The sequence below is a fragment of the Prevotella sp. BV3P1 genome, from assembly GCF_000479005.1.
Lineage (GTDB): Bacteria > Bacteroidota > Bacteroidia > Bacteroidales > Bacteroidaceae > Prevotella.
This window is the reverse complement of sequence record NZ_AWXC01000020.1, coordinates 12530-25644: the sequence shown is the minus strand read 5'-3', so window position 1 is coordinate 25644 and position 13115 is coordinate 12530. Positions and strand designations below refer to the sequence as shown.

Below are 13115 nucleotides of genomic sequence, written 5' to 3'. Positions count from 1 at the left end.
ATATCCAAGCTCTCATGTTACTAAAACTATCATTGGGAACTCCTGTCAACTCACGTTGTAATCAATATACTTTACAGCAAATTACCACTCAAGCGAATGACAGACATTTCAAAACTGGGTGAATTCAAACTCATTGATCACCTCACAAAAGACATCCAAATACAGAACAAATCAACAAAACTTGGCGTTGGTGACGATTGCGCCGTGATGCACTATCCTGACAAAGAGGTATTAATGACCACCGACATGCTGATGGAAGGCGTTCATTTTGACCTCACCTACATCGACATGCAACATCTTGGCTACAAGTCAGCCATGGTGAATATCAGCGATATATTTGCCATGAACGGATCACCAAAACAGTTGTTGGTGAGCTTAGCCATCGACAAAAGGTTCAAGGTGGAAGACATGGAGGCTTTTTACAGCGGCCTGCAAATGGCATGCGACAAATGGCATGTGGACATTGTGGGAGGTGACACGACGTCCTCACGCACGGGTATGGCCATCAGTATTACCTGTATAGGAGAAGCAAAAAAGGAAGACATCGTCTATCGCAGCGGTGCAAAAGACACTGACTTGATTTGTGTCAGCGGTGATTTGGGCGCCGCCTACATGGGACTGATGCTGTTAGAACGTGAGAAAGACGTATATTATCAGCAGATAGATGAACTCAACAAAAAACTTAAGGCAGCGCAAAAGGAACAAGACATTCAACGCGTCGAACACCTGAAGAAGAAACTTAGCGGGCTTGGTAACTTCCAACCAGACTTTGCAGGCAAAGAGTATCTGCTGCAAAGACAATTGCAGACAGAAGCAAGGGGTGACATCATAGAAAAGCTCCAGACAGCCAACATCCACCCTACTGCCATGATTGACATCTCCGACGGATTGAGCAGCGAACTGCTACATATATGCAAACAAAGCAAATGCGGATGTAGAATTTATGAGAAGAACCTGCCAATTGACTACCAAACAGCCGTTATGGCAGAAGAGTTGAACATGAATGTCACGACTTGCGCATTGAATGGCGGCGAAGACTATGAACTGCTTTTCACCGTTCCCATCACCGATCATGAAAAGATACAGCAGATAGAAGGTGTGAGAGTGATTGGACATATCACCAAAGAATCATTGGGTGCGCAACTAATCACACGCGACAATCAGGAATTCACACTGCGGGCTCAGGGATGGAACCCACTGTAAATAAACTATTTGCGTATCTACTTACCAGAGGAAACTTCTCTGATGACAGACGTATATCTGCACTTTCATAGTGTGTTCTGTTTGTTAACAAACATTAATCAGTAACATTTTTTCAAGAAAAGTTTCGATGATTAGATAATATTTCTTACCTTTGCAACCGCAAAAGCAATGGTGCCATAGCTCAGTTGGTAGAGCAAAGGACTGAAAATCCTTGTGTCCCCGGTTCGATTCCTGGTGGTACCACAGAAGAAAGGTTGCAAATAAAAAGTCCTGAACACATGTTCAGGACTTTTTATTTGCAACTAGTTGTTCATTCGTACGCTCATCAATAACACGATTTTAGCAGCTATTCGTGATGATAAGGCTCACCCTTCAGGATGGTACAAGCTCGGTACAACTGCTCAACAAAGATTAGTCGAACCATCTGGTGCGAGAATGTCAATTTAGACAAAGAAATCTTCTCATTTGCTCGCGCATACACTTCCGGAGAGAAACCGTATGGGCCACCGATCACAAAAACAAGCTTTCTAACCGACTGTTGCTTCTTTTCCAGCCATGCAGCCAATTCAACGCTCCTAAACTCTCTGCCACGCTCATCCAATAAGACAACAGTATCAGCAGGCTCTATCTTCTTAAGAATCAACTGCCCCTCCTGCACTCGCTGTTGATCCGCACCCCTTTTCTTATTGTTTTTCAGCTCAGGAATAACGGTCATGCCAAATGGTACATAATGACAAGTTCTCCGTATAAAATCCTCTATACCTGCAATAAAATGTGGATTATCAGTTTTACCTACCACTATTAGTTCTGTTTTCATCTGATAAAAGGTTATCTTACCACATTCGTTCCATTAACATTCATGCAGAATTCGCTTGTTTCTACTCCCATCAAAACATTATTTGTCATCCGGGTTGATGATGTCATATTGATCTTTACGCTTCGGATTCATTGGAAACCATCCTTTTTCAACCCGTTTTTTTTGAGAGAACAATTCTCCTATAGTCCACAAACATGAAGCCCCCAATACGCCAAGAAGCGATGAAAACATGACATCTTCTACAAAAAGTGACGCTATGACGGATAGAATGCCCATAACCAGGAATATCCACCAAGGCCGAACACCCCATTTATACTCTACCTTAATCACCACCGGATGAAAAAGTCCGATAATAAGAAATGTTGACACCGCTATTATTAGTCCTTTGTAATACATGGTTATTGATAAGTTTAAAACTTGAAGTTGCTAATCAATCGCTATTTTATAAGCTCTTTGCAAATGTACAAAAAAACGCTTAATGTCAGAAAATTCTCATTTAAAATTACTATCTTTGTCAAACAATACGTATAACTTAAACAGCATAAAGATATGGCAAACAATGCAGAACTGATTGCCCAGTGTGAACAGATGGCAAAACAATGGTTGACTCCCGCATTTGATGAGGAGACCCAGAATGAAGTGAAAGCAAAGATTGAAGCTGAAGACAAGACAGACTTGATCGATTCTTTCTACAAAGATTTAGAGTTTGGAACAGGTGGACTTCGCGGTATCATGGGTGCCGGCAGCAACCGTATGAACATCTATACGGTGGGCATGGCTACCCAAGGATTTGCCAACTACCTGAAGAAAAACTTCCAGGATCGTACCGACATATCCGTCGTCGTGTGCCATGATTGCCGCAATAACAGTCGTAAATTCGCTGAAAGTGTTGCTGACATCTTCACGGCCAATGGCATCAAGGTATATTTGTTCGACGACATGCGACCTACACCCGAGTGTTCCTTTGCCATCAGACATCTTGGTTGCCAAGCTGGTGTGAACATTACAGCCAGCCACAACCCAAAAGAGTACAATGGATACAAGGCTTATTGGGAAGACGGCGCACAAGTATTGGCCCCACACGATATGGGAATCATCAATGAGGTGAACAAGGTAAAGGTAGAAGATATTAAGTTTGAAGGTAACAAACAGCTGCTTCAAATCATCGGAGAGGACATCGATCAGGCTTATCTCGATGCAGTCAAGACCGTCAGCATTGATCCTGAAGTGATTAAACGTCAGCACGATTTGAAAATAGTTTATACACCTTTGCACGGCACTGGTATGAAGATGATTCCGCGATCACTCAAATATTGGGGCTTCGACAACGTGCATTGCGTTAAGGAACAGATGGTAAAGGATGGCAACTTCCCTACCGTTGTTTCTCCAAACCCTGAAAATGGAGAAGCATTGACATTGGCTTTGCGCGATGCCAAACAATTAGACGCCGACATCGTGATGGCCAGTGACCCTGATGCCGACCGCGTTGGCATGGCATGCAAGAACGACAAGGGCGAGTGGATCTTGATAAACGGAAACCAAACATGCTTGATTTTCCTCTATTACATCATCACCAACCGCAAGAACATGGGACTGTTGAAGCCAACAGACTACATCGTCAAGACCATCGTGACCACAGAGGTGATTCGGAAAGTTGCCGAAAAGAACAACATTGAGATGATTGATTGCTATACTGGTTTCAAGTGGATTGCTCGTGAAATACGCGTTGCTGATCCCGGCAAGAAATACATCGGCGGCGGCGAAGAGAGCTATGGTTTCATGGCTGCCGACTTTGTTCGCGACAAGGATGCAGTGAGCGCCATGTGCCTTTTGGCTGAAATTTGTGCGTATGCCAAAGATCAAGGCAAGACGCTTTACGATCTTCTTCTGGACATCTATCTGGAATACGGTTTCTCCAAGGAGTTTACCATCAATGTCGTGCGTCCTGGAAAGACTGGTGCAGACGAAATCAAGGCCATGATGGAGGACTTTAGAAAGAATCCGCCGACAGAGCTTGGAGGTTCAAAAGTGGTTGTTTGGAAAGACTACCAGACGCTTGAACAGCGTGACATCAATGGAAACGTCGCCAAACTTGACATGCCCGACACCAGCAATGTGCTACAATGGTTCTGCGATGATGGCACTAAGGTGAGCGTTCGTCCATCGGGTACAGAGCCTAAAATCAAGTTCTACCTGGAGGTAAAAGGCACGATGAAATGTGCCGGATGCTACGAACGTTGCGATGCCGAGGCCAATGAAAAAATCAATGCCATCAAGAAAAGTTTGCATCTTGAGTAAACCAAGAAACGAATTGAGCTTCCATCACCGGAGGCTCAATTTGTTGCTTCATATTCTATGGCATTGAGTACGATAACCAAAGTCAAAGAGTTTGACTGTCAAAGTCAATGAGTTTAGACAGGAAACCCATAGAGATTAGCATCCAATCTCTATGGGTTTATATTTAACTATCATTCAGATAGTTACGAATTAAGATTGTATTGTTTTTCTATTAATTAGAATGTTCTGTTATCTCCTTTTGCGCACATTCAGTGCAGATGCCTTTGTAATATAACTGAATCTCATCGACAATATTTCCGTGAATGTTTCTGTTCTGAACAAGTTTTGGCGCTTCTTCTTCTGGCATATCTATCACCCTTTTGCATTTCTTACAATAAAAATGCACATGGGGTTCTACACAACCATCGTAACACACACGATGCTCATCAATGGTTATCATTTGAGCAGCTTGATGCTCTGAAAATAAACGCAGCGTATTATAAACGGTAGTCCTGCTTAAGGTTGGAATTTTGGGACACAAACCTTTATAAACATCCTCTACTGTTGGATGGGTATGGTTCTCCATCAGGAACTCCATGATGGCCAGCCGCTGTGCTGAAGGGTGCACACCAGCTTCGATTAACTTATTATATGCTTTGTTTTCTGATGTCATATTCGTACTATTTTTGAAAGTACAAAGATACAAAAATCAATACAATTACAAGCATAAGAACAAAAAAGAATGGTGAAATCTTGCAGACTTCACCATTCTTCTGTTATAAATCTTACTTTCTTTGTTCAGAAAAGACATCCATAAAGTCAGAAATAGGAACTAACATTTGTTCTCCTGTTTCCATGTTTTTGAGCGTTATCTTATTTTCCTTCATCTCGTTCTCACCAGCAATTGCCACGAATGCGATTTGCTTTGCGTTGGCATAACTCATCTGCTTCTTCATCTTAACCGCGTCAGGATACATTTCTGCGCTAATCCCATGGTTGCGAGCCTCATTAACCAAAGGCAAACAGTAAGTCGTCTCTTTTTCGCCAAAATTGATGAAAAGAATCTGAGTAGAATTGGTTGTCGCTTTTGGATACAAGTCCAAATCATTCAACACGTCATGTATACGATCGGCACCAAACGAGATTCCTACCCCACTCAGCCCAGGCATGCCAAAAATACCCGTCAAGTTGTCGTAACGACCACCGCCAGTAATGCTGCCGATAGAAACATCCTTAGCCTTTACTTCAAAAATGGCACCGGTGTAATAATTAAGGCCTCGCGCCAAAGTCAAATCAAGTTCTATCTCGTTATGAAGCTGCATCGGTTTCAACACATCCAAGATATAGGTAACTTCTTCCACACCCTTCAGTCCGACCTGACTGTCTTTCAGCACGTTTTTGATGACGTTGAGCTTTTCATCATTTGTTCCTTGAAGGGATATGATGGGTTGCAACTTCTCGATGGCTTCTGGAGAGATACCGGCGTTTGCCAACTCTTGGTTGACATTTTCCAAACCTATCTTGTCCAATTTGTCGATGGCAACTGTGATGTCTACTATTTTATTCGCAGCGCCAATCATCTCAGCAATACCCGTGAGTATTTTTCTGTTATTGATTTTGATGGTTACTCGCACACCAAACCTTTGGAACACCTCATCCACGATTTGCATCAATTCCACCTCATTGAGCAAAGAGTCTGATCCCACCACGTCGGCATCACATTGATAAAACTCACGATATCGGCCCTTTTGAGGACGGTCGGCACGCCAAACAGGTTGAATTTGGTAACGCTTAAAAGGAAATTGAAGTTCATCATGATGCATGACAACATAGCGAGCGAATGGTACCGTCAAGTCGTACCGTAGTCCTTTCTCACAAAGTTGCGATGCAAGTTTCAACGTATTTCTTTCTATGAGCTCATTGTCGTCAACCTTCCGCAGGAAGTCACCCGAATTAAGAACCTTGAAAAGCAGCTTGTCTCCTTCCTCACCGTACTTACCCATCAGGGTTTGAAGAGTTTCCAGAGCTGGGGTTTCTATTTGTTGATAACCATAAAGCGAATAAACATCTTTAATAGTGTTGAATATGTAATTGCGCTTAGACATCTCCATGGGCGAGAAGTCTCTTGTCCCTTTAACGATAGTTGGTTTGTTAGCCATTTAATTTCTCTTTTATCATTAGTTTCTTACAATCGTTTGATTACGATCTGGTCCGATTGAAACAATCTTGATTGGTGTTTCCAAAAACTCCTCTAAGAACTTGATGTAATCTTTGAATTGCTGTGGAAATTCTTCCTCATTGCTCATTTTTGTCAAGTCAGTGTGCCAGCCTTGTAGCTCTTGATAAATAGGCTTCACTCCTTCAAGGTCATAAGGAAGTTCCTTCGTCTGCGTGCCATCCTTCAGTTCATAACCAACACATGCTTTAATCACCTTAAATTGATCCAGCACATCACTCTTCATCAAAATAAGGTGGGTCACACCGTTGACCATGATTGAATAACGTAATTGTATCAAATCTACCCAGCCACAACGACGCTCTCTACCTGTAACAGCGCCATATTCATGGCCAATGTCACGAAGTTTCTTGCCATCCTCGTCGAAAAGTTCGGTTGGAAAAGGGCCTGATCCTACGCGTGTACAATAAGCCTTCATGATGCCATAGACGTTTCCAATCTTGTTTGGACCGAAACCTAGTCCTATACATGCGCCGGCACAAATGGTGTTGGAAGACGTTACAAACGGGTAACTGCCGAAATCTATATCCAGCATTGTACCCTGTGCACCTTCACACAAGATGCTTTTCTGCTCACGAAGAAGATGATTTACCTCATGCTCACTGTCAACAATATTGAATAGTTTGAGGTACTCTACACCTTCCATCCAATGCTTTTCCGTTTCTTCCAAATCGAAATCTGTAAAGTGAAGGGCCTTCAACATGTCCAAATGACGCGCCTTGTGAGCCTCGTATATTTCCTGAAAGTTGTCAAGGATATCTCCTACCCGCAAACCATTTCTCGACGTTTTGTCAGTGTATGTCGGACCTATACCTTTACCCGTTGTTCCAACCTTGCCCTTTCCTCGTGCAGCTTCGTAGGCCCTATCCAGCACTCTATGCGTAGGCATGATGAGATGAGCCTTCTTGGAGATATGAATACGGCTTTTCAATTCGTGGCCACTCTTCTCCAGTTCTTTAGCTTCGTCCATGAATAGATCTGGTGCAAGCACCACGCCATTACCGATGATATTGATCTTTCCCCCTTGAAAGATTCCAGAAGGAATGCTGCGAAGGACATATTTTTGGCCCTCGAACTCCAGTGTATGGCCTGCATTTGGCCCCCCTTGGAACCTGGCAACAACATCATATTCTGGCGTGAGCACGTCGACTACTTTGCCTTTTCCTTCGTCACCCCACTGCAAACCAAGCAGGACATCAACTTTACCTTTGTTCATTTTATCTTATATTTTTAGTTCTTTCTTTATTCGTTTTCTTTCGTGTCATCAGTGCTAGACATGTACTACATACCCCATAGATATACAGTGTGAATCCATCTTTCTTGAATCTTCTCAACTTGGTTTCATTCACAGCCTCGACAATTGCTGGGGAGTTAACCTCCGACACTTTTCCACAAATCGTGCAAATCTGATGGCAATGATCTTTATTGTCATAACATGACTCATACACCGTGCCATCTTGTAGGCGATGGCAAATCACGAATCGCAGCTTTCTAAACAATCTTAAGTTGTTATAAATGGTTGCCCTACTAACCCTAAAGTTATGTTCGACGAGATATTCATCCAACTCCTCCAAAGAGAAATGTCCCCTGATGCTGTATATAGCGTCAAGAATGGCATACCTCTCTGGCGTTCTTCGAAGATTGTTTGTTTCAAGATAATCATTTAGAAGCTGTTTGACAGCATTTCTAATATCTTTTTTCATTTCCCGAAATTATAACTCCACAAAGTTACAATATTTCCTTCAAATATAGGTAAGGTATGGCTATATAAATCTTCACAACAACAAATTCAACCTATTCTCAGCCATGTTACGAAAATCTTCACCAAGCTCTGCGAATTTATTCACACAATTCAACGCGGCATGGCGAACGCCCATGTTCTCACTGTTGAGCGCAAGGGCCACTTCATCCATGAATTCGTCAATTCTACTTCCATGGGGATTATCTCCCTTCATGAAGAGCCTTGAGAGAACAAGATAGCCACACATCTGCTCAATCTCTCGGTTGGATTTCATCCATTTGTAAGACAAATCTGCCGCATGATGCAAGTGTTGGAACAAATTAAAACATGCCATTTCGGCCAAATCTTGCGAATTGATGTCCCCTACCCATTGCTCTGCGAGTGTCTCATCCATTTCTTCGGGAGGCATGATGAGAGTCGCCAGAACCTTGCATTCACGGATATTCTCTTGCCACAACGCTACGGCAAGTTCAAGATTCTTACCATACTGTTGAGCCATTTTTTGCAAGTCAGGCAGCGACACCCCCCAGTTAATCTTATAGTCCACTCCTTTCTGACGCATGGACTGTGAGGCAACGCCGTTCATCAATAACCTGAACGAACGTTTGATTTCTTTTAATGTTTCATTAATATCTTCATTCATCCGATTCTGATGTTTTCGAATATCTCATCATTTGATGAGCATACGATTCTGTATAATCAAGTTGTATGTCAACGATGTTACCCTGATCATCGTACTGAGGCTTCATCCATGGATTGATAAATCCTTTGTAGGGAGCGATGTTCAGTTTTTCATAGCGACTTAACACCTCTCTGTGCAAATCTGCATCTATATCGATGGCGTATCTCTCAACGATTGCCCTTGCAGCCTCAAAATCACCTTCACTCTTGATTCGCTGAATCTCTGCCAGCAGTTTGGCAAACAACTGTCTCAGTTTTTGATAATCGTTGATTTGAACGAAATGACGAACAGTGCCATCTTCAGCAACGCCCTGCTTTTCTATCATCGCCACCTCACCGTCGGCATGCGCCAACACCCATCGGGCAATGAGGGCGCGATTACGCATGTGAGCTTCCTCTATTTGATGCCCTTCCTTGATTCTGACCATCTGTGTCAACAGGCCATTCATCATGTAGGTATAGTATTGAGATTTGAACGCATCCGCGTTTGGCAGCAATCCCAACTCAATGAGTTTCTCATCTGCGATGTAATAAAGTCCAAACAAGTCGGCCCTGGCTTCCTCTATGGTATCACCATAAGCGCCCAAAGTATCACCGTCAACGCCTGGTAGCAACTGTCCACTGCCATGCCCCAAACACTCATGCAAATCAGTGTGCAAATCATCACAAAGATCCCCATAACGGTTAATCAGCTCCAGCGTTTCGTCATCAATCACAAACTCCTCATGCAGGCCATTTCCTCTGGCCACATGATTGTAAGCTTCCGTGAGATTTCCAATTGTAACGCTCTTCGAACCATACCTGGCTCGAATCCATTCAGCGTTCGGTAGGTTGATTCCTATAGCCGATGATGGATATTCATCGCCACCCAACATGGCCGCGCAGATGACATGAGCGGTCACACCTTTCACCTTTTCTTTCTTGAAACGCTTTTCTACCGGTGAGTGGTCTTCAAACCATTGTGCATTTTTACTGATGAGTTGGGTGCGCTTGGTAGCCTCTAAGTCTTTGTATTCCACGAGCCCTTCCCATGAGCCTTTTAATCCTAACGGATCGCCATAAACCTCTATAAAACCATTGATGAAATCAACTTGCCCATCCTGTTCCTTCAACCACTCTATGGAGTATTTGTCGAACAACTTCAAGTCACCCGTTTCATAATATCGTATCAACAGCGAGATAATCTTCTTTTGTTGTTCGTTTTCGGCAAATTCCCGCGCCTTTCTCAACCAGTAAACAATCCGTTTCAATTCCTTCTGGTACAGGGAACTGGTTGTGTACGGTATCTCTTTGATGACACCATCTTCTTTCACCAACTTGGTATTTAGTCCATAGGAAACAGGCTCTTCATCCGAAGGCTGTTTCTGGGCAGCGTAAAACTGCTCAACTTCCTTTTGACAAACGCCTTCATAATAATTGCAAGCCGATGTCAACACCAAATCTTCTCCATCCGTCTTGTTCACACGCTTGGGTAAAATGTTCGGATCGAACAGCACCGGAATAAGCTCATCGGCCAGCTCTTGCACCGTTTGACGGGGTGCCAATGGCAAGCGTGTGACATCAATCCCGGACAAGACTTTTCTGAAAAAGCCTTCCGAAAACTCCGGAATCATTTTTTCACTGCCGTAATGATGATAGATGCCGTTAGAGAACCATATCCTCTTCAGATAGATTTCCAGATTCTTGAAGTCATCACTATCTCTCGAGCCAGCATATTCCTCATACACAACCTCAAGTACCTTTCTTATCTTCAAGTTGTACTTGCCAAACTGGTCGGTCGTGATATCTCTTCCCGCCAATGTGGCTTTTGCTAAAAAATAGATATAAATCTTTTGTTTGAGCGTCAAGTTCTCAAACCCTTTCAGACGATACCTTAGCATTTGCAAATCTGCAAATCGTTCGTCTGAATATTTAAATTCATGTGTCATGCAGCGACAGTAGGATTATTACTTCTTTTTCTTCTTCGAACCAGATTTCTTTTTTCCCTTCTTCGGAGTCGGTGCATCTGCTGGAAGCATGGCCAGGTGCTGCATCTTGTAGTCGCGAGGTGTACAGCCATTCAATTTATAAAAAGACGCATAGAAAGATTGCCGATTCGAAAAGCCTACCATATCTGATATCTCTTCCATATTCAAATCGTGATACCTCTTATCCGTCAGCACTGCCATAGCCTCTTCAATACGATACTTGTTTACAAACGAAGTGTAGTTCATGTGGAAGCGCACATTGACGACAGCCGAAATATACCGCGTGTTGGTACCCAAGTCCTCAGCCAGTTTCTTTGCCGAATAATTCTTGTCTTTGTATTTCTTTTGGATGAGGATAACATCCAAAATTTTTTCCTGCAGCTCGTCCATCAATTCAGGGCTGACCAGGGAACGGTAGGCAGCATCCTTATCCTTTTTCTTAACAATGTTATATTTTGCCATATCACCCAAATTAAAAAAATCCGAAACTGTTCTATTTTTTGCAAATATATGTATATTTTTTCTTTTCGTCAAGTTTTTCAACATTTTTTTGATAGGAATTTATGATAAAAATTAGTTTTTGGGTTATTTTCCTTCGTTGGTGCATGGAAATGATGAAAAATGGTACATCAACAAGATATATAAGTACTTATATTTTATGTGAAGAGAATACTTTAGGATAGTAACGAACAAAACTATGGAAATTTAGAAGAGAGCATGGTCATGATTCACGTCACTTCATAATCTGTCATATTATCAAGCATGTTTTTGTACACGCAAGAACATGATTTCAAGAAAAAGAGTTAACATATTTCCAAACTGACATTGTGTTTTCTTTATGGAAAAAATAGGAGGAAATCCTTGGAGTTAAGATTGAAAAGCAATCTCCATGACTTTACCCTTCAAACTCATAGACATTGGAGGGCAAACCCATAGACATTGGAGGGTAAACTCATAGAGTTTGGACACACAAGGGCAAAAATGAATGTGATTAGCGCTATTTCGTGTTTGACTTGTCGCCTTTTTTCAAGATGGTAATGCCCTCTTCCTTTTCGGTTATCTCGATGAGTTTCTCGTAGGCGTAATTGCGAAGTCGCTCGTATTCAAGTGCTTCTTCCAGTTCTTTGATGCGTTGGCGATATTCGCTCTCTGTCATTTTTTTTTGATTCATGATTTGTGTATATTTTTCAACGACGGCCCAATGGCTCTTTCAATAAGATAAGGTGTTGCCTCGCAATTGATCGATTACTTTCATCACATGGTGAGAAATTTGCAGGTAATGCTTCATTTCATGAACCTGATGGCTGTGATAAATATCACGAAAATGCTCGAATTCAAACGCCAATCGGTGCTTCTTAGGCTGAATGTTGACAGTCTTCTGTTTGCCGTCTTTGCACAGTTCCAATTCAGACAGCGTGCTGACGGGTCCTGTGACGTATATGCGACCTTCGTCACCTTGTATGGCTCCAAACGAATGCCCATCACAATCTTTAGCACCAATGCAGATGGCCACGAAATCAGGATAAGTCAAAATGGCCACTCCAGAGGTGTCAATCTTGTTATACCCCACATTGGGATGATACTCCACGCGAATGGGTACGCCAAACAATGATAAGACAAAATTAATGTTATAGACGTTGATGTCCATCAAAGCCCCACCGTGACATGTCGTATCAAATGCGGGCGTTAGCTGGTGATTTAAATATAAATCGTACCTACTGGAGCGTTGGCTGTAATTGCACTCAATCAATTTGACACGACCCAGCTGCGCCAACAATTCGTTTTTTATCAATTGATAGTGAGGCATGTGTAATAAGGTAACAGCTTCGAATATATACAAGTTGTTCGCAAATGCCAGCTGCATCAACTCTTCCAATTCAGCAACAGAAGTACAGATGGGTTTTTCGATGATGACATTTTTCTTGGCCAGCAAGGCACGCCGAGCATAGCTTGCATGTGCATGGTTGGCTACAGCCACGTAAACAAAATCAATATCACTCTTGTGGAGCATGGCATCATAATCGTTGTAGACCTCTTTAATATGAAACAAAGCAGCCAACCGCTCTGCCTTTGAAAGACTTTGCGGTCGGCTGCAAATGGCCTGAATCGTGATACCATTGATTTGTTGGACCACGGGAATCATTTCGTTGACGATTTTTCCCGTTCCAATAATTCCAATGTTCATTTCATTTT

At 42.5% G+C, this 13115-nt stretch carries 13 protein-coding genes and 1 tRNA gene; 3 read left to right on the top strand and 11 right to left on the bottom strand.

What is annotated here, in order from left to right; genetic code table 11:
• The first annotated feature begins 96 nt into the window (after positions 1–96).
• Positions 97–1203, top strand: a complete 1107-nt coding sequence (gene thiL / locus HMPREF1254_RS03935; RefSeq protein ID WP_023057344.1) for a thiamine-phosphate kinase — start codon at positions 97–99, stop codon at positions 1201–1203.
• Between the two features lie 170 nt (positions 1204–1373).
• Positions 1374–1446, top strand: a tRNA-Phe gene (locus HMPREF1254_RS03930).
• Positions 1447–1549: 103 nt separating this feature from the next.
• Here HMPREF1254_RS03930 and rlmH read toward each other — a convergent pair.
• Positions 1550–2020, bottom strand: a complete 471-nt coding sequence (gene rlmH, locus HMPREF1254_RS03925; RefSeq protein WP_023057360.1) for a 23S rRNA (pseudouridine(1915)-N(3))-methyltransferase RlmH — start codon at positions 2018–2020, stop codon at positions 1550–1552.
• Positions 2021–2098: 78 nt separating this feature from the next.
• Complete coding sequence (locus HMPREF1254_RS03920) at positions 2099–2416, bottom strand: DUF4491 family protein (protein WP_023057355.1); 318 nt, start codon at positions 2414–2416, stop codon at positions 2099–2101.
• A 153-nt stretch (positions 2417–2569) separates the two neighbouring features.
• Here HMPREF1254_RS03920 and HMPREF1254_RS03915 point away from each other — a divergent pair, with 153 nt between their 5' ends.
• Complete coding sequence (locus HMPREF1254_RS03915) at positions 2570–4318, top strand: phospho-sugar mutase (protein ID WP_023057359.1); 1749 nt, start codon at positions 2570–2572, stop codon at positions 4316–4318.
• Positions 4319–4529: 211 nt separating this feature from the next.
• On the opposite strand, the gene HMPREF1254_RS03910 is transcribed toward HMPREF1254_RS03915, so the two are convergent.
• The 9 genes from HMPREF1254_RS03910 to HMPREF1254_RS03870 form a co-directional block, all read right to left on the bottom strand.
• On the bottom strand, positions 4530–4970 hold the full coding sequence (locus HMPREF1254_RS03910) for a Fur family transcriptional regulator (RefSeq protein WP_036871381.1): 441 nt from the start codon (positions 4968–4970) through the stop codon (positions 4530–4532).
• 112 nt (positions 4971–5082) lie between these two features.
• Positions 5083–6456 (bottom strand): histidine--tRNA ligase, encoded by a 1374-nt coding sequence (hisS, locus tag HMPREF1254_RS03905; RefSeq protein ID WP_023057375.1) that lies wholly within the window; start codon positions 6454–6456, stop codon positions 5083–5085.
• 18 nt (positions 6457–6474) lie between these two features.
• Entirely contained in the window at positions 6475–7749 is a 1275-nt protein-coding gene (locus HMPREF1254_RS03900) for an adenylosuccinate synthase (RefSeq protein WP_023057362.1), read from the bottom strand.
• Position 7750: 1 nt separating this feature from the next.
• Positions 7751–8236, bottom strand: a complete 486-nt coding sequence (locus tag HMPREF1254_RS03895) for a Fur family transcriptional regulator (protein ID WP_036880266.1) — start codon at positions 8234–8236, stop codon at positions 7751–7753.
• Positions 8237–8308: 72 nt separating this feature from the next.
• Positions 8309–8917: a DNA alkylation repair protein gene (locus HMPREF1254_RS03890; RefSeq protein ID WP_023057365.1), complete on the bottom strand. Its 609-nt coding sequence runs from the start codon at positions 8915–8917 to the stop codon at positions 8309–8311.
• Complete coding sequence (locus HMPREF1254_RS03885; RefSeq protein WP_023057369.1) at positions 8910–10883, bottom strand: dipeptidyl-peptidase 3 family protein; 1974 nt, start codon at positions 10881–10883, stop codon at positions 8910–8912. The genes HMPREF1254_RS03890 and HMPREF1254_RS03885 overlap by 8 nt, the downstream gene beginning before the upstream one ends.
• 18 nt (positions 10884–10901) lie before the next feature.
• Positions 10902–11384, bottom strand: coding sequence for a helix-turn-helix domain-containing protein (locus tag HMPREF1254_RS03880; protein ID WP_036880290.1), 483 nt, complete (start codon positions 11382–11384; stop codon positions 10902–10904).
• A 535-nt stretch (positions 11385–11919) separates the two neighbouring features.
• Positions 11920–12093 (bottom strand): hypothetical protein, encoded by a 174-nt coding sequence (locus HMPREF1254_RS12135; RefSeq protein ID WP_196806284.1) that lies wholly within the window; start codon positions 12091–12093, stop codon positions 11920–11922.
• A 39-nt stretch (positions 12094–12132) separates the two neighbouring features.
• A complete protein-coding gene (locus HMPREF1254_RS03870) occupies positions 12133–13107 on the bottom strand; it encodes a Gfo/Idh/MocA family protein (protein WP_023057374.1) in 975 nt (324 codons plus the stop codon).
• Between the last annotated feature and the right edge of the window lie 8 nt (positions 13108–13115).

Coding starts and splice junctions, on each gene's coding strand:
- thiL (WP_023057344.1), top strand. CDS start 97: ATGACAGACATTTCAAAACTGGGTGAATTCAAACTCATTGATCACCTC.
- rlmH (WP_023057360.1), bottom strand. CDS start 2,020: ATGAAAACAGAACTAATAGTGGTAGGTAAAACTGATAATCCACATTTT.
- HMPREF1254_RS03920 (WP_023057355.1), bottom strand. CDS start 2,416: ATGTATTACAAAGGACTAATAATAGCGGTGTCAACATTTCTTATTATC.
- HMPREF1254_RS03915 (WP_023057359.1), top strand. CDS start 2,570: ATGGCAAACAATGCAGAACTGATTGCCCAGTGTGAACAGATGGCAAAA.
- HMPREF1254_RS03910 (WP_036871381.1), bottom strand. CDS start 4,970: ATGACATCAGAAAACAAAGCATATAATAAGTTAATCGAAGCTGGTGTG.
- hisS (WP_023057375.1), bottom strand. CDS start 6,456: ATGGCTAACAAACCAACTATCGTTAAAGGGACAAGAGACTTCTCGCCC.
- HMPREF1254_RS03900 (WP_023057362.1), bottom strand. CDS start 7,749: ATGAACAAAGGTAAAGTTGATGTCCTGCTTGGTTTGCAGTGGGGTGAC.
- HMPREF1254_RS03895 (WP_036880266.1), bottom strand. CDS start 8,236: ATGAAAAAAGATATTAGAAATGCTGTCAAACAGCTTCTAAATGATTAT.
- HMPREF1254_RS03890 (WP_023057365.1), bottom strand. CDS start 8,917: ATGAATGAAGATATTAATGAAACATTAAAAGAAATCAAACGTTCGTTC.
- HMPREF1254_RS03885 (WP_023057369.1), bottom strand. CDS start 10,883: ATGACACATGAATTTAAATATTCAGACGAACGATTTGCAGATTTGCAA.
- HMPREF1254_RS03880 (WP_036880290.1), bottom strand. CDS start 11,384: ATGGCAAAATATAACATTGTTAAGAAAAAGGATAAGGATGCTGCCTAC.
- HMPREF1254_RS12135 (WP_196806284.1), bottom strand. CDS start 12,093: ATGAATCAAAAAAAAATGACAGAGAGCGAATATCGCCAACGCATCAAA.
- HMPREF1254_RS03870 (WP_023057374.1), bottom strand. CDS start 13,107: ATGAACATTGGAATTATTGGAACGGGAAAAATCGTCAACGAAATGATT.